18 protein-coding genes are annotated in these 19,217 nt (G+C 69.0%); 12 read left to right on the top strand and 6 right to left on the bottom strand.

Annotated elements, in window-relative coordinates; genetic code table 11:
• Positions 1 to 7 precede the first annotated feature (7 nt).
• From EC845_RS17940 to EC845_RS17930, 3 genes are read right to left on the bottom strand one after another with little or no spacing between them, the layout of a single operon-like run.
• Positions 8 to 964, bottom strand: a complete 957-nt coding sequence (locus tag EC845_RS17940) for a LysR family transcriptional regulator (protein ID WP_123299491.1) — start codon at positions 962 to 964, stop codon at positions 8 to 10.
• On the bottom strand, positions 964 to 1,764 hold the full coding sequence (locus tag EC845_RS17935; protein ID WP_123299490.1) for an alpha/beta fold hydrolase: 801 nt from the start codon (positions 1,762 to 1,764) through the stop codon (positions 964 to 966). Before EC845_RS17935 ends, EC845_RS17940 begins: the two co-directional genes overlap by 1 nt.
• Positions 1,761 to 2,780, bottom strand: a complete 1,020-nt coding sequence (locus EC845_RS17930) for a tripartite tricarboxylate transporter substrate binding protein (RefSeq protein WP_233598152.1) — start codon at positions 2,778 to 2,780, stop codon at positions 1,761 to 1,763. The genes EC845_RS17935 and EC845_RS17930 overlap by 4 nt, the downstream gene beginning before the upstream one ends.
• Before the next feature lie 219 nt (positions 2,781 to 2,999).
• Between EC845_RS17930 and EC845_RS17925 the strand changes: the two genes are divergently transcribed.
• From EC845_RS17925 to EC845_RS17885, 9 genes are all read left to right on the top strand, one after another.
• Complete coding sequence (locus EC845_RS17925) at positions 3,000 to 3,980, top strand: tripartite tricarboxylate transporter substrate binding protein (RefSeq protein ID WP_123299489.1); 981 nt, start codon at positions 3,000 to 3,002, stop codon at positions 3,978 to 3,980.
• 6 nt (positions 3,981 to 3,986) lie between these two features.
• Positions 3,987 to 5,069 (top strand): mandelate racemase/muconate lactonizing enzyme family protein, encoded by a 1,083-nt coding sequence (locus EC845_RS17920; RefSeq protein ID WP_123299488.1) that lies wholly within the window; start codon positions 3,987 to 3,989, stop codon positions 5,067 to 5,069.
• Between the two features lie 16 nt (positions 5,070 to 5,085).
• Positions 5,086 to 6,291 (top strand): 3-oxoadipyl-CoA thiolase, encoded by a 1,206-nt coding sequence (gene pcaF / locus EC845_RS17915; RefSeq protein ID WP_123299487.1) that lies wholly within the window; start codon positions 5,086 to 5,088, stop codon positions 6,289 to 6,291.
• Positions 6,292 to 6,311: 20 nt separating this feature from the next.
• Complete coding sequence (locus EC845_RS17910) at positions 6,312 to 7,088, top strand: enoyl-CoA hydratase/isomerase family protein (protein WP_123299486.1); 777 nt, start codon at positions 6,312 to 6,314, stop codon at positions 7,086 to 7,088.
• 101 nt (positions 7,089 to 7,189) lie between these two features.
• Positions 7,190 to 8,440: an acyl-CoA dehydrogenase family protein gene (locus EC845_RS17905; RefSeq protein ID WP_123299485.1), complete on the top strand. Its 1,251-nt coding sequence runs from the start codon at positions 7,190 to 7,192 to the stop codon at positions 8,438 to 8,440.
• A gap of 65 nt (positions 8,441 to 8,505) precedes the next feature.
• Positions 8,506 to 9,735 carry a CaiB/BaiF CoA-transferase family protein gene (locus EC845_RS17900; RefSeq protein WP_123299484.1) on the top strand — a complete coding sequence of 410 codons (1,230 nt, stop codon included), beginning with the start codon at positions 8,506 to 8,508 and terminating at the stop codon, positions 9,733 to 9,735.
• Positions 9,735 to 10,352: a glutathione S-transferase family protein gene (locus EC845_RS17895; protein WP_123299483.1), complete on the top strand. Its 618-nt coding sequence runs from the start codon at positions 9,735 to 9,737 to the stop codon at positions 10,350 to 10,352. Before EC845_RS17900 ends, EC845_RS17895 begins: the two co-directional genes overlap by 1 nt.
• On the top strand, positions 10,345 to 11,913 hold the full coding sequence (locus tag EC845_RS17890) for a 3-hydroxyacyl-CoA dehydrogenase (RefSeq protein ID WP_123299482.1): 1,569 nt from the start codon (positions 10,345 to 10,347) through the stop codon (positions 11,911 to 11,913). The genes EC845_RS17895 and EC845_RS17890 overlap by 8 nt, the downstream gene beginning before the upstream one ends.
• Positions 11,914 to 11,915: 2 nt before the next feature.
• Positions 11,916 to 12,761, top strand: a complete 846-nt coding sequence (locus EC845_RS17885; RefSeq protein WP_233598151.1) for an enoyl-CoA hydratase-related protein — start codon at positions 11,916 to 11,918, stop codon at positions 12,759 to 12,761.
• On the opposite strand, the gene EC845_RS17880 is transcribed toward EC845_RS17885, so the two are convergent.
• The 3 genes from EC845_RS17880 to EC845_RS17870 all read right to left on the bottom strand — a co-directional run bounded on the left by EC845_RS17880 (position 12,758) and on the right by EC845_RS17870 (position 15,408).
• Positions 12,758 to 13,585, bottom strand: coding sequence for an amidohydrolase (locus tag EC845_RS17880; RefSeq protein WP_123299481.1), 828 nt, complete (start codon positions 13,583 to 13,585; stop codon positions 12,758 to 12,760). The genes EC845_RS17885 and EC845_RS17880 overlap by 4 nt on opposite strands.
• A complete protein-coding gene (locus EC845_RS17875; protein ID WP_123299480.1) occupies positions 13,582 to 14,154 on the bottom strand; it encodes a carboxymuconolactone decarboxylase family protein in 573 nt (190 codons plus the stop codon). Before EC845_RS17875 ends, EC845_RS17880 begins: the two co-directional genes overlap by 4 nt.
• A gap of 132 nt (positions 14,155 to 14,286) precedes the next feature.
• Positions 14,287 to 15,408 (bottom strand): aromatic ring-hydroxylating dioxygenase subunit alpha, encoded by a 1,122-nt coding sequence (locus EC845_RS17870; RefSeq protein WP_123299479.1) that lies wholly within the window; start codon positions 15,406 to 15,408, stop codon positions 14,287 to 14,289.
• A 494-nt stretch (positions 15,409 to 15,902) separates the two neighbouring features.
• On the opposite strand from EC845_RS17870, the gene xseB reads away from it, so the two are divergent.
• From xseB to dxs, 3 genes are all read left to right on the top strand, one after another.
• Positions 15,903 to 16,214 (top strand): exodeoxyribonuclease VII small subunit, encoded by a 312-nt coding sequence (gene xseB, locus EC845_RS17865; protein ID WP_123299478.1) that lies wholly within the window; start codon positions 15,903 to 15,905, stop codon positions 16,212 to 16,214.
• Positions 16,211 to 17,224: a polyprenyl synthetase family protein gene (locus EC845_RS17860; RefSeq protein WP_123299477.1), complete on the top strand. Its 1,014-nt coding sequence runs from the start codon at positions 16,211 to 16,213 to the stop codon at positions 17,222 to 17,224. Before xseB ends, EC845_RS17860 begins: the two co-directional genes overlap by 4 nt.
• Positions 17,225 to 17,311: 87 nt before the next feature.
• Positions 17,312 to 19,183: a 1-deoxy-D-xylulose-5-phosphate synthase gene (dxs, locus tag EC845_RS17855; RefSeq protein ID WP_123299476.1), complete on the top strand. Its 1,872-nt coding sequence runs from the start codon at positions 17,312 to 17,314 to the stop codon at positions 19,181 to 19,183.
• The last annotated feature ends 34 nt before the right edge of the window (positions 19,184 to 19,217 follow it).

Here is a 19,217-nt window from a genome sequence, read left to right as displayed (position 1 = left end):
CGCGGGCTCAGGTGCGCCACATGCCCTGGGCGGCCATGTCGGCGACGATGCGTACCAGGTGGTCGGAGACGGCCTTGACGGCCAGCGAGGGGCCCTTGGATTTGGAAAACGCCATGGCCACCGTGCGCTGGAACGACGGTTCGACGATGCGAGCGGCCTGCAGCCGGTTCTGCTGCACTTCGTCCCAGACGGCATGCAGCGGCAACACGGTGTAGAGGCGGGCCTCGGCCGTGAGCTGCTTCTGCAGCGGCAGCGAATCGGCCTCGATGGCCGGTGCCAGCGTGATGCGGGCCTGGCGGGCGCCGGCGTCGAGTGCCGTGCGCAGGCCGTTGGGTGCGCTGGGCAGAATGAAGGGCAGGCCGTCGAGCCGCGCGAAAGGCACCTGGCCCTGTGCGGTGAGCCGGTCGCCGCTGCAGCCGATGAGGCAACTGTCGACGGTGGCCAGGGCTTCTTCGCCTTCGGGCAGGCTGCTGCCGTAGCGGTAGAGGATGGCGATGTCCACACGGGCCTCGGTCAGCCATTCCTCGACCTGGCCGCTGGAGCCTTCGAGCACCTTGAGGCTGACACCGGGGTGCAGGGTGTGGATGCGCTCGAAGAGCCGGCCGATTAGGATGGTGCCGATGGACGGCAGCGAAGCGATGGTGACGGTGCCGACGGGCTCGTGCAGGTCGGCCCGGATGTCCTGTTCGAGCGAGCGCGCACGTTCGAGCAGTTCCTTGACCTGCGGGAACAGACGCAAGCCGGTCTCGGAGAGCTCGACGCCCCGCCCGGTGCGCGTGAAGAGGCGGGCACCGCACTCGCGCTCCAGGGCGTTGATCTGGCGGCTCAGGAAAGACTGGCTGCTGTCGAGGAACAGCGCGGCACGTGTGAGGCTGCCCAGTTCGCCGATGGCGACGAAGGACCGCCATTTCTGCAAATCGGCGGTGATGTCGAGACGGAAGTCGGAAGCCTTGGCGCGGTACATCAGCGGGGATTATTCATGACATGCGCCCAGTCGGCAATGGCATCGGCCACCGCCAGGGGCTGCTCGGGCACCATGGCATGGCCGGCGCCCGGGATGCTGCGCACGGTGACCCCGGTGCCGAGCAGGGCCGAGAACTCGTCGCGGCTCGACGGCGGACGCCAGGCGTCGTCGCTGCCTTGCAGGTCGAGCACGGGAATCTGCGACGGGTGTTGCCATTCGGTGCGTGGCGGCTGCTGGGCGGCGGCCCGGTAGGCGGCCCGCCATTGCGGATGCCAGCCGTCGAGCCAGGGCCGGGGATCGTTGCCCGGGGCAAACATGCAGAGTCGCAGGGCTTCGAGGCGAGCCGCTTCGGGCTGGGCGGGGTCGGAGGCCACGGCCAGGGCCTGGGCCATGCCGTCGGGAAACGTGCGTGCGGCGGCGGCCATCAGCACCAGTCCGCGCACCTGGGCGGGATGGCGCCAGGCCGCGACGCGCGCCACCCAGTGGCCGTAGGCATGGCCGGCCACCAGCGCGGGGCCGTGGACGAGTTGCGCGACGACGGCGGCGACGTCGCCGGCCAGGGTGTCCAGCGTCATGTCGGGCGGCGGCGGACTGCTGCGGCCCATGCCGCGGGGCTGTGGCCGCAGCACCTGGAAGCCGCGCAGGGCCAGCAGCTCGGCCAGGTCGTCGAAATCCAGCGAATCGCGCAGCGAGGAGGGCAGGAGCACGAGGGCCGGGCCGCTGCCCTCGGTGACGACGTCGATCCGGGCGTCGCCATGCGAGAGCAGCAGCCGGCGACGGGGTGAGGCCGGGCGTGTCATTCGATCTGGGCGCCCGAGGTTTTTACCAATTGGGCCCAGCGCGGGATGTCGTCACGCAGCAGCGCCGCAAAGGCTTCGGGCGTGGAGGTGGTGGGTTCGATGCCCAGGGCCAGCAACTGGCGGCGCGTGTCTTCGTGACGCATGGCCTGGCGGGTGGCTTCGTTGAGCGTGCGGACCAGCGCGGGCGGCGTGCCGGCGGGGGCAAAGACGCCCAGCCAGTTGGAGACTTCGTAGCCCGCCAAGCCCGATTCGGCCAGCGTGGGAATCTGCGGCAATGCCGCCATGCGCGTGCGCGAGGTGACGGCCAGCGCCCGCACGCGGCCGTTGCGGATGTGTTCCTCGTAGACCGAGTAGGAGTCGAAGGTGCAGTCGATGCGGCCGGCCAGCAGGTCGGTCACCAGCGGGGCACTGCCGCGATACGGCACGTGCGTGAGATCGACGTTCGCCAGGCTTTCGAACAGGGCGCCCGACAGGTGGCTCGAGCTGCCGTTGCCTGCCGATCCGTAGGTGAGCTTGCCGGGCTGGGCCTGCGCCAGCGCCTTGAACTCGGCCACGCTGCGTGCGGGCACATCGGCGTGGACCAGCAGCACGCGCGGCGTGATGTGGGTGAGCGAGATGGGCGTGAAGTCGGCCACCGGGTCGTAGCGCAGGCGCGGGTACAGCGCGGGGTTGATCGCATGCGTGCCCATGGTGCCGAGCATGAGCGTCAGGCCGTCGGGTTTGGCGCGGGCCACGAATTCGGCAGCCAGGCTGCCGCCTCCGCCGCCCCGGTTGTCGACGATGACTTGCTGGCCCAGTACAGCGCCCAGTTGCAGCGCCAGGGTGCGGGCCATGATGTCGGCGGCGCCGCCTGCGGGGAAGGGCACGACCAGCGTGATGGGGCGGTCCGAAAACGCCGCCATCGCCCCGAGGGGCACCATGGCCACGGAGGCCAGGGGCAAGGCGGCGAGGATGCGCAGCACGCCGCGGCGACGGCGGGCGGCGCCTGCAGGGCGCGGGCGGGGCAGAGGGGTCACGGTTTGTCTCCTGAATGCTTGTTGTGCGTTGCACTCTAGCGGCGAGCCGGCCCCGCGCCTATGCCGATCCGCGCATGGCTGGGTTGCGGGCTGCGGCACGACGGCGTGCAAAGCAGCCTTGCCGGTTTGGTGCAAGGCGAGGCGGCAGGCGAGTCCTAAACTTTGTGCAAACAAGGGTCGGCGCCAGGCCGGCCTTCCATTCGCAACCGGAGACAAGACATGAAAACGAACCGCCGCATCTGGGGCGCAGCCATGGCGCTGCTGACCGCCGCTGCCACCTTGGCCCTGCCCTCGGCCCACGCACAGGACTGGCCCAACCAGCCGATCAAGCTGGTCGTGCCCTATGCCGCAGGCGGCCCGACCGATGCGATCGCGCGCCTGCTGGCGACCAAGCTCGGCGAGTCGCTGGGCAAGCCGGTGGTGGTGGACAACCGCGCGGGTGCCGGCGGCATCATCGGCGTGGAGGCGACCGCCAAGGCCCAGCCCGACGGCTATACCCTGGCACTGATCGCGCCGGGCCCGCTGGCCGGCATGCCCAATCTGATGAAAGCGCCGTACACGCTCGACGACGTGCAGTACCTGACGGTGGTCGCACGCATTCCCAGCGTGATCGTGGTCAACAGCAAGTCGGGCATGCACACCCTGGACGATCTGATCAAGAAGGCCAAGGCCGCTCCGGGCAAGCTGGCCTACAGTTCGGCCGGTCCGGGCACCACGCCGCACATCGGCATGGAGCTGTTCAAGGACCAGGCCGCCGTGGATCTGCTGCATGTGCCCTACAAGGGCGCGGCGCCCGCGGTGACGGCGCTGCTGGCCGGCGAGGTCGACGCCACCATGGTCGATTTGCTGCCCGTGCTGCCGCACGTCGGCAGCGGCGCCTTCACGGTGCTGGCCGTGGCCGGCCCCGAACGGGCGCCGCAACTGCCCCATGTGCCCACCACCCACGAGCAGGGACTGAAGGGTGTGTCGATGGAGACCACGTATGGCCTGATCGCGCCCAAGGGCCTGCCCGCCGCGATTGCCAACAAGGTGCGCGAGGCCGCCGTGGCTGCGGTCAATGCCCCGGAGATGAAGCAGACCTTCCTCAAGCAGGGGGCGATTCCTGCCACTTCCACGTCCGACGAGTACCGCCAGTTGATGGCCGCCGAGTCGCAGAAGTGGAAGGGCATCATCACCAAGTCCAAGATCACGCTGGAGTAAGCCGCCGTGACCCGGACGATTGTTTCTGCCTCTTTCGAGCCTTGCGTGCAGGGCCTGGCCGATCCCCAGTGGAAGTTTGCGCGGGCCCAGGTGCCCCGGCTCGAGGGCTGGGTGGTGCGGGTGCGCGACGACGAAGGGCACGAAGGCCTGGGCTACTGCCATGCCATCCCGGCGATCTCCACCCACGGCGAGGGCGCGCGGGCCGGACTGGCTTTCCTGGTGCCGATGCTGGTCGGCCGCAGCCTGGATGAACTGGGGGCGGTGCTCGACGAGCTCGACGCCACGCTGGCCTACCAGCCGACCGTCAAGGCCGCCATCGACATGGCGCTGCACGACCTGCTGGCGCGTGCGATGGACGTGCCCGTGCACGTGCTGCTGGGCGGGCGGCAACGCGAGCGGGTGGCGCTCTCGCGCATCCTGCCCATCAAGGCGCCGGACGAAATGGGCGCATTGGCACGCCAGCTTGCCGGGCAGGGTTATGGGCAACTGAAACTCAAGCTGTCGGGCGATACCGACCTGGACATCCAGCGCCTGGCCGCCGTTCGCGAAGCGGTGGGGCCCGATGTGGTGCTGACGCTGGATCCGAACCAGTCGTACAGCCCCAAGCAACTGATCTCGGCTTTTTCGCGGATGGAGCGTCATGCCGTCGCGCTGATCGAGCAGCCGGTGCCGGCGGCCGATTTCGCCGGGCTCAAGCTGCTGACGCAGGCCTTGCCCGTGGCCATCGAGGCCGACGAAGCCGCGCAGAGCGTGCGCGACGTGTTTCGCCTGGTTTCCGAGCGTGCGGTCGACGTCATCAACCTCAAGGCCACCAACCTGGGAGGGCTGCGGCGCTTTCTGCAGGCCGTGCGCATCTGCGAGGCGGGCGAGGTGGCGGTGCGCGTGGGTGCCGCCTTCGGCCCGGCCCTGATGCAGGGCATGGCGCTGCAGGCGGCCTGCACGGTGCGGCGGCTGCCTTACGGCTGCGAGCTGTCCGAACACCTGCATCTTCTGGACGACCCCTTCACCCCCTTGCCCGTGACCGACGGGCATCTGGCGCTGCCGGCCGGCGCGGGCTGCGGCGTGACCTTCCGCGCCACCACCGGCTGACCCCTGGAGTATTTGCATGACCTCACACGCTTACATCTGCGATGCCGTGCGCACGCCCTTCGGCCGCTACGGCGGCGCTTTGGCCACGGTGCGCGCCGACGATCTGGCGGCGGTGCCGATCAAGGCCCTGATGGCGCGGCATCCCGGTCTGGACTGGGAGCAGCTCGACGACGTGATCCTGGGCTGCGCCAACCAGGCCGGCGAGGACAACCGCAACGTGGCTCGCATGGCCGGCCTGCTGGCGGGGCTGCCGCTGTCGGTGCCGGGCAGCACCGTCAACCGGCTGTGCGGCTCGGGCCTGGATGCGCTGGGCAGTGCGGCGCGGGCCATCAAATCGGGCGAGGCCGGCCTGCTGCTGGCCGGCGGCGTGGAAAGCATGAGCCGCGCGCCCTTCGTGATGCCCAAGGCCGAATCCGCTTTCAGCCGCGCCGGCAGCCTGCAGGACACGACCATCGGCTGGCGTTTCATCAACCCGCGCATGAAAGCGCTGTACGGTGTGGACGCCATGCCCGAGACTGCCGAGAACGTGGCCACCGATTACGGCATCGGCCGCGAAGACCAGGACCGCATGGCGCTGGCCTCGCAGCTCAAGGCGCTGGCGGCGCAGCGCAACGGATTCTTCGATGCCGAGATCACGCCGGTGAGCGTGCCGCAGCGCAAGGGAGAGCCGCTCTGCGTGGACCGCGACGAGCATCCGCGCGAGACCTCGATCGAGGCGCTGGCGCGGCTCAAGGGTGTGGTGCGGCCCGACGGCACGGTCACGGCAGGCAACTCCAGCGGCGTGAACGACGGCGCCTGCGCCCTGCTGCTGGCCGGCGAGGCGGAAGCGACACGCCTGGGCCTGGTGCCGCGTGCCCGCATCGTCGGCATGGCAACGGCCGGCGTGGCACCGCGCGTGATGGGCATCGGACCGGCGCCGGCCACGCTCAAGGTCTTGGCCCTCACGGGATTGAGTCTTGCGCAGATGGACGTGATCGAGCTCAACGAAGCGTTTGCGGCCCAGGGCCTGGCCGTGCTGCGCCAGTTGGGAATCGACGACGACGATCCGCGCGTCAATCCCAACGGCGGGGCCATTGCGCTCGGTCATCCGCTGGGCGCATCGGGTGCGCGTCTGGCGACCACGGCCATCAACCAGTTGCACCGCACCGGCGGCCGCTACGCACTGTGCACGATGTGCATCGGCGTGGGGCAAGGCATCGCGGTGATCCTCGAACGTGTCTGACTCTGTTTTTTGCTCACACCATGCACGATTACACGCAACTCCGTTTTGAACTCGACGGGCATGTCGCCACGCTCACGCTGGACGCCCCGCCGGTCAATGCCCTGACCCGCACCCTCAACGACGAGCTCACGCTGGCGCTCGACCGCATTTCGGAGCTCGACGAGATCCGGGCCGTGGTGCTGACCGGTGCCGGCCGAGTGTTCTGCGCGGGGGCCGATCTCAAGGGCCGGGCCTCGGTGATCAAGGCACCGGGCGACCTGCCGGCCCATTCGCGGCGCACACGCGAATGTTTTCACGCGATCCGGGAATGCGCCAAGCCCGTGGTGTGTGCGGTCAACGGGGCGGCGCTGGGTTCGGGCCTGGCCATGGTGGCGTCGAGCGACATCGTCGTGGTCTCGGACAAGGCGCAACTGGGCCTGCCCGAGGTCGATGTCGGGTTGCTGGGCGGCTGCAGCCATGCGATGCGGCTGTTCGGCCATTCGCGCCTGCGGCGCATGGCGCTCACCGGATTTCGCGTGGGCGGCGAGGAGCTCTATCGCCTGGGCGTGGCCGAGGCCTGCGTGCCGGGGCCCGAGCTGCTGCCGCTGGCCATGGAGATCGCGCAAAGCATTGCCGCCAAGAGCCCGGTCTCGACCCGCATGGGCAAGCACACCCTGAACGTGATCGAGGACATGAGCCTGCGCGACGGCTACCGTTATGAGCAGGACATGACCGCGCAGATCGGCCGGACCGAGGATGCGCGCGAGGCGCAGCGGGCCTTTGCCGAGAAACGCGCGCCCGTATTCGTGGGACGCTGAGCGCCGAGCCGGGTGGGCGGCACATGCCGCTGTCTCTCTGGTGATTGGCAGGGCGCGGGCCGGGGGGCCTAATCCGGGCAGATACCCAAGGAGCCCGCCCCATGTTCTCTGACCTGTCCGCCAATGCCCAGGCGCTGCGCGAGCGCCTGCTGCAGTTCTTCGAGGCGCACATCTACCCCAACGAGGGGCGCTATCGAGAAGAGACGGATGCCCTGCGCCGCAGTGGCGATCCGTGGCAGACCGTGGGGCTGATCGAATCGCTCAAGCCGCTGGCACGCGAAGCCGGGCTGTGGAATTTGTTCTTGCCGCATGCCCACGAGGGGCAGGGCGGCATCTCCAACCTCGACTATGCGCCGCTGTGCGAAGTGATGGGCCGCGTGTCGTGGTCGGCCGAAGTGTTCAACTGCTCGGCGCCCGATACCGGCAACATGGAGACGCTGGCGCGCTACGGCACGCCGGTGCAGAAACAGCAGTGGCTGGAGCCTTTGCTGCAGGGCGAGATCCGATCGGCTTTCCTCATGACCGAACCGGCCGTGGCGTCGTCGGACGCCACCAACATCCAGTGCACCATCCGGCGCGACGGCGACCACTATGTGCTCGACGGGCGCAAGTGGTTCTCTTCCGGCGCCGGCAGTCCGCACTGCCGGCTCTTCATCGTGATGGGCAAGACCGACCCGGACGCGCCCCGACACGCGCAGCAGTCGATGGTGCTGGTGCCGCGCGATACGCCTGGGGTGACGGTGCTGCGGCACCTCTCGGTCTTCGGCTACGACGATGCGCCGCACGGGCACATGGAGGTCGTGCTCGACAACGTGCGTGTGCCGGTGGATCACATGCTGCTGGGGGAAGGCCGTGGTTTCGAGATCGCGCAGGGGCGGCTGGGGCCGGGGCGCATCCACCACTGCATGCGCTCGATCGGTGCGGCCGAACGCGCACTCGAAGCGATGTGCGATCGCCTGCTGGCCCGCGTGGCTTTCGGGCGCCCGCTGGCCGAGCAGTCGGTGTGGCACGAACGCATTGCCGAATCGCGTTGCCTGATCGACCAGGCGCGCCTGCTGACGCTGCAGGCGGCGTGGAAGATGGACACCGTGGGCAACAAGGCCGCCCGGGCCGAGATCGCCATGATCAAGGTGGTGGCGCCGAACATGGCCTGCCGCGTGGTGGACTGGGCCATCCAGGCGCATGGTGCGGCCGGGGTGAGCCAGGACTTCTGGCTGGCCGAGGCCTATGCGCTGCAGCGCACCGTGCGCATCGTCGACGGGCCCGACGAGGTGCACCGCAACGCCATCGCCAGGATCGAGCTGGCCCGGCGTGCGCAGGCCGGTATGTCTGGCACCGCATCCCAGGATTGACGCCGCTCGCGTAGGCGAGAGCGCAGCGGGTTTCCATAATGCCAGGCATAAAGGAGACCCGTTACATGAGCACCGCACACGGTCCGCTATCGCATATCAAGGTCCTGGACCTCAGCCGAATTCTCGCCGCGCCCTGGGCCGGTCAAGTCCTGGCCGACATGGGCGCCGAGGTGATCAAGGTCGAGCGCCCCGGGGCGGGCGACGACACCCGCAGTTGGGGCCCTCCCTTCCTCAAGGACGCGCACGGCCAGGACACCCGCGAGGCCGGTTATTACCTGGCCGTGAACCGCGGCAAACGCTCCATCACGGTGAGCCTGGAAAAACCCGAGGGGCAGCAGATCATCCGCGAGCTGGCCCTGCAGGCCGATGTCGTGCTCGAGAACTACAAGGTCGGCACCCTGGCGCGCTACGGACTGGACGAAGCGTCGCTGCGCAAGCTCAATCCGCGCCTCGTGTATTGCTCGGTCACGGGCTTCGGACAGACCGGCCCGCGCCGCGATCAGCCGGCCTACGATTTTCTGATCCAGGCCATGGGCGGCCTCATGAGCGTGACCGGCGAGCGCGACGGCCTGCCGGGTGCCGGACCGCAGAAGGTGGGCGTGCCCATCGTCGATCTGATGACGGGCATGTACACCGCCGTGGCCGTGCTGGGCGCGCTGGCGCAGCGCGAGCGCACGGGCCAGGGCGAGTTCATCGACGTCGCCATGCTGGACGTGCAGGTGGCCTCGCTGGCCAACCAGGCCATGAACTATCTCGTCTCCGGCAAGGTGCCCCGCCGCAACGGCAATGCCCATCCCAACATCCAGCCGCAGGATGTGTATTCGTGCGCCGACGGCGATGTGATCCTGGTGGTCGGCAACGACGGCCAGTACGCGAAGCTGTGCGAGGCGCTCGGCCGCCCCGAGCTGGCCACCGATGCGCGATACGCCACCAACGCGCAGCGTGTGCGGCACATCGCCGAGCTGTCGGCTACGCTGCGCGACTTGTTCGGGGCCTGGCCGCGCGAGCGGCTCATCGCCGCGCTCGATGCCGCCGGCGTGCCCTGCGGCCCCATCAATTCGGTGGCCGATGTGTTCGAGGACCCGCAGGTGCAGGCGCGCGGCATGCTGCGCCGCGTGCCGCATCCCAGCGGCGTGGAGGTGCCTCAGGTCGCCAGCCCGCTGCGCTTCGGCGGCCAGGCGCCGGTCGATCGCGATCCGCCGCCGTTGCTGGGGCAGCACAGCGAGGACATCCTGTCGTCGCTGGGCTACGGAGCCGCCGACATCCGCGCCCTGCGCGAGAAGGGAGTGATCTGATGGCCCGGCAACTCACGCTGCACTGGTCGCCCAAGTCGCCCTACGTGCGCAAGGTCATGGTCTGCGCCCACGAGCTGGGGCTGGTGCCGCAGCTCGAACTCGTGCGCTCGGTGGCCGCCATGCTCAGGCCCAATGCGGCCTTGATGGAGGTCAATCCGCTCTCCAAGATCCCCACGCTCGTGTTGCCGGACGGCCGCGTGCTGTACGACTCGGTGGTGATCTGCGAGTACCTCGACCACCTGGCGGGCGGCACGCTGTTCCCGGCCACGGGCGATGCCCGCTGGCAGTCGCTGCGCTGGCACGCGCTGGGCGACGGCCTGCTCGACGCGCTCATCCTGTGGCGCAACGAACGCGAGCGTGGCGTGCCGGTCGAGCAACTGCTCGATGCCTTCGCGCTCAAGGCCGACAAGGCCCTGGCCGTGCTGGAGCACGAAACGCCCGCACTGGCGGCGGCTCCGCTGTGCATCGGCCAGATCACCGTCGCCTGCGCGCTGGGCTACATGGACTACCGCTTCGACACGTTGGGCTGGCGCAGCCGCGCGCCGCGTCTGGCCGGATGGCTGGCCGAACTGAGCCAGCGGCCGTCCTTCAAGGCCACGGAGCCGATCGATGGCTGAAGAACAACGCACATTCACGACCGCCGCCGCACTGCCTCGCGAACGCGGTGTTCTGGTGATCGGCGCGGGCACCATGGGCAGCGGCATTGCCGAAGTGGCCGCCGCCGCCGGCCATCCCGTCTATCTGCGCGATGCCAGCGATGCGGCCGTCGAACGCGGCCTGGGCCTGATCCGCGCCAGCCTGGAGCGGCGGGTCGCCAAGGGCCGGCTCGATGCGGCCGAGCGCGATGCCATCCTGGCACGCGTGATGCCTGCACCCCCCGAACTGCCGGCCGGCCTGGGTCTGGCGATCGAGGCGATCTACGAGGATCTGCAGGCCAAGGTCGATGCCTTCGAGGCCGTGGAGGCCATGTTGCCGGCAGATGCCATCCTGGCCACCAACACCTCTTCCCTGTCCGTGACGGCGCTGGCCGGGCGGCTGGCCCGGCCCGGCCGTGTGGTGGGCATGCATTTCTTCAATCCGGCGCCTGCGCTGCCGCTGGTGGAGGTGGTCAGCGGCCATGCCACCGACCCGATCGTGGCCGACACCGTGGCCGCCACGGCGCAGGCCTGGGGCAAGACGCCGGTGCGCTGCCGGTCCACGCCGGGCTTCATCGTCAATCGTGTGGCCCGGCCTTTCTATGGCGAGGCATTGCGTCTGCTGCAGGAACAGGCCTGCACGCCGGCGGCACTCGACGCCGTGCTGCGCGAGTCCGGCGGTTTTCGCATGGGGCCTTGCGAGCTGACCGACCTGATCGGGCAGGACGTCAACCTGGCCGTGACCCGATCGGTCTACGCGGCATTCGACGGCGATCCGCGCTACCGGCCTTCGCTGGTCCAGCGCGAACTGGTCGACGCCGGCTGGCTGGGCCGCAAATCGGGGCGCGGATTCTTCGACTACGGGCCGGACGCGATCCGTGTGCAGCCCGACGACGCGGGGGCCGGGTTGCCGTCGCCCCGTACGGTGCACATCAAGGGCGACCTGGGTGCGGCGCAGGGGCTGGTCGCGCTGCTGGGCGGGCTGGCGGGCGTGACCGTGACATCGACCCCGTCGCCGGATGCCCCAGCCGGTCGGGGCCTGCTGCGTGTCGACGGCCATGTGCTGGCGTTGACCGACGGCCGCACGGCGGCGGCGCTGGCACGCGAGCTCGGCGAACCCGTGGTGCTGTTCGATCTGGCGCTGGACTACGCCCGCTGCACGCGGGTGGCCGTGGCGGCCTCGGATGCGGACGATGAACGGGGCTTGCGTGCGGCGCTGGGCCTGTTCGCCGCGCTGGGCAAGCCGGCCTCGGTGCTGGCCGACCTGCCCGGGCTGGCCGTGATGCGCACCGTGGCCATGCTGGTCAACGAAGGCGCCGAGGCGGTGTTGCACGGCATCTCGGACGAGGCCGGGGTGGATGTCGCCATGCGGCTGGGGGTGAATTACCCCGTCGGGCCGCTGGCCTGGGGCCGGACGATCGGGCTGCCGAATGTGCTGCGGGTGCTCGAGAACCTGCGTGCCGCTTATGGCGAAGACCGTTACCGTGCATCGGTGTGGCTGCGGCGCGAAGTGGATCGGCAGGCCGTCCGGCAAGGAGCATGAACATGAGCATGAACCCCGCCATCGAAGCGACGACGCCGGCGGCCCCGCCGAACACGCCTGCGACGCCTGCCGAAGCGAGCCCGGACGTGGTGCGCACGCAGCGCAGCGGGCCGGTCGCCGTGATCTCCATCCACCGGCCCGAGCGCCGCAATGCGCTCAACATGCGCATCAAGCAGGCGCTGGTCGAGGCCCTGCAGGCGGCCGAAGACGACCCGGCCGTATCGGCCGTGGTGCTGACCGGCAGCGAGGGCTACTTTGTGGCGGGCACCGACATCGCCGAGATGGCCGGCATGAGCCCCGCCGACCATGTTCGCCTGGAGACCGGCCGCCTGTTCGAGGTGGTGCGCGGTCTGGCCAAGCCGACGATCGCCGCAGTGGAAGGTTATGCGCTGGGCGGAGGATGCGAACTCGCCCTGGCGTGCGACATGATCGTCGCGGCCGACGATGCGCAGTTCGGTCAGCCCGAGATCCGGGTCGGCATCATGCCCGGGGCCGGCGGCACGCAACGCCTGCTGCGCAGTGCCGGGCGCTACAAGGCCCTGCTGTGGACCCTGCTGGGCGAGAACATTCCCGCGCGCGAAGCCTATGTGGCCAATCTGGTGAGCGAGCTGGTCGCACCCGGCCAGGCGCTGGAGCGGGCCGTGGCGATCGCCACCCGGCTGGCCGGCATGCCGCCCCTGGCCGTGCAAGCCATCCGCGAAGCCGTGCGCCTGGGAGGCGACGTGCCGCTGGAGACCGCGCTGGCGCTGGAGCGGCGTTATTTCGAACGCCTGTTTGCCAGCGAGGACCAGAAGGAAGGCATGCAGGCCTTCCTCGAGAAACGCCGCCCGCAGTACAAGGGGCGTTAACGGTAGAGGCTCTCGGGATTGCTCACCAGCACCTCGCGCACCAGGGCCTCGTCACCCGTCCAGTCCATGAACATGTCGAGCAACTGGACCGGGTCCGGCGTGGGCGTGACCCGCAGATGGGGCCAGTCGCTGCCCCAGAGCAGGCGGTCGGGGCGCGCCTGCAGCAGTTTCTGCTGGAATGCCCGGCCCACTTCCCAGTCGGGCGATTGCAGCAGGTTGCGGTAGGCGCAGAGCTTGACCCAGACCTGACCGGTCTCGAGCAGGTCGAGCAGGGTGCGGAAGCCCGGCTGATCCACCCCCGAGGCGGCGTCGAAACCGCCCATGTGATCGATCACCACCGGCACCGGCAGGCGCCGGATGGCCTCTGCCGCATCGGGGAGCGCCACGCAGTCGGTCCACAGTTCGGCGTGCAGGCCGGCGTCGGCCAGAGCAGGGGCCAGGGCCTGCAGATCGCTCAGCGCGGCGCTGCCCGCGAAGTTGCCGCCGGCAGCGCTGCGGTGGCTGAAGCGCGCACCGCGTACGCCCCGGCTGCGCAGTGCGGCCAGCGGCAGCGCGGTGTCCTGGCGGATCACCACCACGCCGCGCAGATCGGGTTGTGCGGCCAGCGCATGCAGCAGCAGCGAGTGGTCGTCGCCATAGGCGCTGGGATGCACCAGCACCCCGTGGCCCAGTCCCAGGCGGCGCAGCAGCGCCATGTACTGCGGCTCGAGTGCTTCGGGCGGCGTGTAGCTGCGGTCTGCGGCCAATGGAAAGCGCCGGTAGGGTCCGAACAGGTGGGCATGGCAGTCCCAGCCCCCCAGGACCAGGTCGTCGGATGCGGTCATGCGAGCTCTCCGTGCTGGGGCAGGGCAAAAGCCGGCTGCGCGCCTTCGGGCAGCGGGATTTCGTGGCAGTTGAGGGTCATCGCCACCAGGGTGTAGTAGCCGATCAGTGCCGTGAGTTCGACCACCGTGCGTTCGCCGAAATGCGCCACGGCTGCGCGGTAGGTCGCGTCCGAGACCGACTTGTGGGCATTGAGCTCGACGGCGTAACGCCACACCAGCGCGTCGGAGACCGACAGGCCGGGCGGCTCGGTCTGCGCCAGCAGGGCCTCGATGATGGCCGGCTCGATGCCGGCTTTTTCACCCTCGATGCGGTGCGCGTGCCATTCGAAAGGCGAATTGCAGGCACGGCCGGTGACCAGGATGGCCAGCTCGGACAGGCGGGGCGGCAGCGACGTGCCGTAGCGCAGCAGCGCGCCGAGGGCCTGCCACTTGTCGGCCAGTTCGGCGTTGTGCAGGGCGGCGCGCAGCGGCCCCTGGATTTTGCCCCGGGGCCCCGAGACGATCTTGTCGTAGACCGCTTTCTGGTCCGCGTTCATCGTTTCGGGCGTGGGCAAGGAAATGCGAGGCATGGCGAGTTCCCGGATGGATGGAGTTCGTTGATGTGATCCGGGAAATCATAAGCAGGCCTCGCCCGCCGGGAAGGCCTGCAGCGGCAAGCCTGCCTTGCGTGTTGCCGCATGGCAGGGGCCGCAGCCGCCGGTTCAGCGCGCGGCCGAGCCCGGCACGGCGTCGGCCATCGTGCGCCGATACCACTCGTGGAAGTGCTGCATGCCGTCTTCCATGGGGCTCTGGTAGGGGCCGACCTCGTTGTCGCCGCGCATCATCAGCGCCTTGCGGCCCGCATCCATGCGCAGTCCGATCTCGTCGTCTTCCTCGCAGGTCTCCATGTAGGCGGCCTGCTGGGCCTCGATGTACTCGCGCTCGAAAGCGGCGATTTCCTCGGGGTAGTAGAACTCGACCACGTTGAGCGTCTTCTGCGGGCTGATCGGCACCAGCGTCGAGACCACCAGCGAATTGGGATACCACTCGACCATGATGTGCGGGTAGTAGGTCAGCCAGATCGCGCCGTGCTTGGGCACGCGGCCGCTGTCCTGGCTGAGCACGGCGTCGTGCCAGCGGGAGTAGGTGTCGCTGCCGGGCTTGGCGAGTTCGTTCGAGACGCCCACGGTCTGCACCGAATACTCGGGCTTGAACTCCCAGCTCAGGTCGTCGCACGTCACGAAGCGGCCCAGCCCCGGGTGGAAGGGGCCGACATGGTAGTCCTCGAGATAGACCTCGATGAAGGTCTTCCAGTTGTAGTCGCACTCGTGCATGCGCACCGAGTCGAGCACAAACCCCGAGAAATCGAGCTCGGCGCGGGGCCCCATGTTGGCGAGGTCGGCATGGATGTCGCGGCCGTTGTCCTCGAACAGCATGCCGTTCCAGTTGCGCAGCGGGTAACGCTTGAGGTTGAGGCAGGGGTCTTGCGCAAAATGCGGTGCCCCCACCAGTTCGCCCTTGGTGTCGTACGTCCAGCGGTGCAGCGGGCACACGATGTTGCTGCCGGTATTGCCCCGGCCCTTGAGGATCACGGCCTGGCGATGGCGGCAGACATTCGAGATCAGCTCGATGCCGGTCGGCGTGCGCACCAATGCGCGCCCGTCGCCTTCGTGGGCGAGGGTGTAGAAATCGCCCACTTCGGGCACTGCCAGCTCATGCCCCACATAACGGGGCCCAGCTTGAAAGATGGTCTCCAGTTCGCGCGCAAAAAGCGCTTCGTCGAAATAACTGGTAACTGGAAGTTGGCTAGTCGCCTGCTGCAGTTGAAGACTTAAATCAGACATGGATGACCTGACCTAAAGACTCCCCACAGGGGGAACACAAAGATAAAAGGGATACGCGCTGTTCAGGACGGTGGGCAGCAGGTGCCCGGCGCGTGCGAAAAGAGTGAAGGGGGCGATTGTACCCGACATAAAACGTGGGGCAATTGCCGCAGTGCGGCAGTCGGAGAAATTCTTGATTTGATAGCGTGAGATGCAAGCCGATAAAGGGCTTGATCGATGATTGTCATATTTCTGTCATCATTCGGCGCGACCGTGCATGCCGGAGCGGCGGCGCCGAACGGCAGACGCCGGGTTGCCGCCGACGCCTCGGCCTGCCGCCACGCGCTTGGGCAGCACGGGAGAACCGGCATGCCCTGGCCATGCCGATTTGTCCGACTATGGCTCAACTGCGGCAGGCCCAGGCCGCCCCGGCTTAAAATGAGCGGTTATCGTGGCGTGGCGCCGCGCGGCTGTGGATCGTGCGGATCCAGGCCGATCCAGACGAGCCCCCATTGATGCCCAAGAAGACCCTCACCGCCGACGACGACACAACCCCTGCGGCCGGCCTGTTCGGCTCGCAGCCGCCCCAGCCTGCCTTGCCGCCCCTGCCGGAAAGCTACGAGGCGGGTGTGCAGGAGCTCGAGAGCCTGATCGCGCGCATCGAGTCGGGCCAACTGCCGCTCGACCAATTGCTGGCCGGTTATCGGCGCGGCGCACAGTTGCTGGCGTTTTGCCGCTCGCGGCTCGAGGCCGTCGAGGAGCAGATTCGTGTGCTCGATGGCGGCGAACTGACGCCCTGGAGCGGGACGCGGGACGGCGCGGCATGAGCGCCCTCGAACGCCAGGCGAGCGGACGCGATCCGGCCCCGGCGGCCGAGCGGGGTTTCGATTTCGACGCATGGAGCACGCAGGCGCGCGATCGCGTCGAGTCGGTCCTGTCGACGTGGGTCGGCGCGGGCGTTCCGGCCGGCCTGGGCGATGCGATGCGTTACGCCGTGCTCGATGGCGGCAAACGCCTGCGGCCCCTGCTGGCGCTGGCCGCTGCCGAAGCCGTCGACGGCATGCCCGGTGCGGCCTTGCGGGCCGCTTGCGCCGTCGAGCTCATCCACGCCTATTCACTGGTGCACGACGACATGCCGTGCATGGACAACGACGTGCTGCGCCGGGGCAAACCCACGGTGCATGTGCAGTTCGGGCAGGCGCAGGCCCTGCTGGCCGGCGATGCCCTGCAGGCTCTTGCATTCGAACTGCTGACGCCGGCTTCGCCTGCCGACGACCTGTCTGACGGGCTGAGCAATCTGGCCCACGCGCAGGGGGTGCCGGGCCAGTCCGACCACGCCGATGCCGATGCGGCCACGCAGGCGCGCCTGTGCAGATTGCTGGCGCAGGCCGCGGGCGGCCGCGGCATGGCGGGCGGACAGGCGATCGACCTGGCCAGCGTGGGCCGGCAACTGGACGATGCGTCGCTGTCGCAGATGCACAGGCTCAAGACCGGGGCCTTGCTCCAGGCCAGCGTGCTGCTCGGAGCCGCATGCGGCAAGCCCGCGCCGGCGGCCTGGCGGGCCCTTGCCGAATACGGCGCGGCCATCGGGCTGGCCTTCCAGGTCGTCGACGACATCCTGGATGTCACCGCCGATACCCAGACGCTCGGCAAGACGGCCGGCAAGGACCAGGCCAACGACAAGCCGACCTATGTTTCGATGATGGGCCTGGCGCCGGCCCGGGCCTATGCCGGCGAGCTGCTGGCGCAGGCGCTGGCCGCGCTCGACGGCAGCGGACTGCCACGCATCGATGCCCTGCGTGCGCTGGCCACTTCCGTGGTCGGCCGCAGCCACTGAACGGGTGGCAAGCCGGAATTGTGCTGATACGTGCGGAGGCCCTCTGGGGCTTGCACACATGAAGAATTGATCTAGAGGTTACCTGGGATGTCCTATCCACTGCTGCAGACCATCAACGACCCGGCGGACCTGCGCGCCGTGCCACGCGAGCGCCTTCAGCTGCTGGCCGACGAATTGCGCGCCTACGTGCTCGAAAGCGTTTCCCGCACCGGCGGCCACCTCAGCTCGAACCTGGGCACCGTCGAGCTGACGCTGGCGCTGCACTATGTCTTCAATACCCCCGAAGACCGCATCGTGTGGGACGTCGGCCACCAGAGCTATCCGCACAAGATCCTGACCGGCCGCCGCGACCGCATGTCGACGCTGCGCCAGGCCGGCGGCCTTTCGGGCTTTCCCCGCCGCGACGAGAGCCCCTACGACACCTTCGGCACGGCGCACTCGTCGACCAGCATCTCGGCCGCACTGGGCATGACCCTGGGTGCACAGCTCAAGGGCGAGCAGCGGCATGCGATCGCGGTGATCGGCGACGGCGCCATGACGGCCGGCATGGCCTTCGAGGCCCTGAACAACGGCGGAGTGCACGACAACGCGCGCCTGCTGGTCATCCTCAACGACAACGACATGAGTATCAGCCCGCCGGTGGGCGCGCTCAACCGCTATCTGGCGCAGCTCATGAGCGGCCGCTTCTATGCGGCTGCACGCCAGGTCGGCAAGAAGGTGCTGGGCGTGGCGCCGCCGCTGCTGGAGCTGGCCAAGCGCTTCGAGCAGAACGCCAAGGGCATGGTGGTGCCGGCCACGCTGTTCGAGACCTTCGGTTTCAACTATGTCGGACCGATCGACGGGCACGATCTCGAATCGCTCATCCCCACGCTGGAAAACCTCAAGCATCTGCAGGGCCCTCAGTTTCTGCATGTGGTCACCAAGAAAGGCCAGGGCTACAAGCTCGCCGAGGCCGATCCGGTGGCCTACCACGGCCCGGGCAAGTTCGATCCTGCGGTGGGCCTGCAGAAGCCTGCCACGCCCTCCAAGCCGACCTTCACCCAGGTCTTCGGCCAGTGGCTGTGCGACATGGCTGCGCAGGACGCGCGCCTGGTGGGCATCACGCCGGCCATGCGCGAGGGCTCGGGCATGGTCGAGTTCGAACGGCGTTTTCCCGACCGTTACCACGACGTCGGCATCGCCGAGCAGCATGCGGTCACCTTTGCCGCCGGCCTGGCCTGCGAGGGTCTCAAGCCGGTGGTCGCCATCTACTCGACCTTCCTGCAGCGCGCCTACGATCAACTCATCCACGATGTGGCGATCCAGAACCTGCCGGTGGTGTTTGCCCTGGACCGCGCCGGTCTGGTCGGTGCCGACGGCGCCACCCATGCGGGGGCCTTCGACATTCCCTTCCTGCGCTGCGTGCCCAACGTGAGCGTGGCCACGCCGGCCGACGAGCGCGAATGCCGCCAGTTGCTGAGTTCGGCCTTTGCGCAGGATCATCCGGTGGCCGTGCGTTATCCCCGCGGCGCCGGTGTGGGCGCAACCCCCGACGCGGGCCTCGACGCCTTGCCCATCGGCCGTGGCGAGATCCGCCGCGAGACGACACGGACCACGGCACGCGTGGCCATCCTGGCTTTCGGCACGCTGCTCTATCCGGCCCTGCAGGCCGCCGAGTCGGTCGACGCCAGCGTGGCGAACATGCGCTGGGTCAAGCCGCTCGATACCGCACTGCTGCTGGATCTGGCCGGCCGCCACGACATGCTGGTCACGGTCGAAGAAGGGGCCGTCGCCGGAGGTGCGGGCAGCGCGGTGCTCGAAGCGCTGCAAGCCGCTGGCATTTCTCTGCCGGTGCTCAACCTGGGCCTGCCCGACGTGTTCATCGAGCATGGCGACCCGGTCAAGCTGCTGGCCGGCGTGGGGCTCGATGCCGCCGGGATCGAAGCCAGCCTGCGGGCACGCTGGCCCGAGCTCGGCTGAGCGGCTTCTTCCGCGCTGTGCGCGAAAGCCTCGC

It is taken from the genome of Comamonas sp. BIGb0124, assembly GCF_003752175.1.
Taxonomy (GTDB): Bacteria; Pseudomonadota; Gammaproteobacteria; order Burkholderiales; family Burkholderiaceae_C; genus Comamonas_F.
This window is presented reverse-complemented; position numbering and strand designations above follow the sequence as displayed.

What these genes read in the sequence shown, in the direction of transcription:
- EC845_RS17940 (WP_123299491.1), bottom strand. Translation starts at nt 964, where the DNA reads ATGTACCGCGCCAAGGCTTCCGACTTCCGTCTCGACATCACCGCCGAT.
- EC845_RS17935 (WP_123299490.1), bottom strand. Translation starts at nt 1,764, where the DNA reads ATGACACGCCCGGCCTCACCCCGTCGCCGGCTGCTGCTCTCGCATGGC.
- EC845_RS17925 (WP_123299489.1), top strand. Translation starts at nt 3,000, where the DNA reads ATGAAAACGAACCGCCGCATCTGGGGCGCAGCCATGGCGCTGCTGACC.
- pcaF (WP_123299487.1), top strand. Translation starts at nt 5,086, where the DNA reads ATGACCTCACACGCTTACATCTGCGATGCCGTGCGCACGCCCTTCGGC.
- EC845_RS17910 (WP_123299486.1), top strand. Translation starts at nt 6,312, where the DNA reads ATGCACGATTACACGCAACTCCGTTTTGAACTCGACGGGCATGTCGCC.
- EC845_RS17905 (WP_123299485.1), top strand. Translation starts at nt 7,190, where the DNA reads ATGTTCTCTGACCTGTCCGCCAATGCCCAGGCGCTGCGCGAGCGCCTG.
- EC845_RS17900 (WP_123299484.1), top strand. Translation starts at nt 8,506, where the DNA reads ATGAGCACCGCACACGGTCCGCTATCGCATATCAAGGTCCTGGACCTC.
- EC845_RS17895 (WP_123299483.1), top strand. Translation starts at nt 9,735, where the DNA reads ATGGCCCGGCAACTCACGCTGCACTGGTCGCCCAAGTCGCCCTACGTG.
- EC845_RS17890 (WP_123299482.1), top strand. Translation starts at nt 10,345, where the DNA reads ATGGCTGAAGAACAACGCACATTCACGACCGCCGCCGCACTGCCTCGC.
- EC845_RS17885 (WP_233598151.1), top strand. Translation starts at nt 11,916, where the DNA reads ATGAGCATGAACCCCGCCATCGAAGCGACGACGCCGGCGGCCCCGCCG.
- EC845_RS17880 (WP_123299481.1), bottom strand. Translation starts at nt 13,585, where the DNA reads ATGACCGCATCCGACGACCTGGTCCTGGGGGGCTGGGACTGCCATGCC.
- EC845_RS17875 (WP_123299480.1), bottom strand. Translation starts at nt 14,154, where the DNA reads ATGCCTCGCATTTCCTTGCCCACGCCCGAAACGATGAACGCGGACCAG.
- EC845_RS17870 (WP_123299479.1), bottom strand. Translation starts at nt 15,408, where the DNA reads ATGTCTGATTTAAGTCTTCAACTGCAGCAGGCGACTAGCCAACTTCCA.
- xseB (WP_123299478.1), top strand. Translation starts at nt 15,903, where the DNA reads ATGCCCAAGAAGACCCTCACCGCCGACGACGACACAACCCCTGCGGCC.
- EC845_RS17860 (WP_123299477.1), top strand. Translation starts at nt 16,211, where the DNA reads ATGAGCGCCCTCGAACGCCAGGCGAGCGGACGCGATCCGGCCCCGGCG.
- dxs (WP_123299476.1), top strand. Translation starts at nt 17,312, where the DNA reads ATGTCCTATCCACTGCTGCAGACCATCAACGACCCGGCGGACCTGCGC.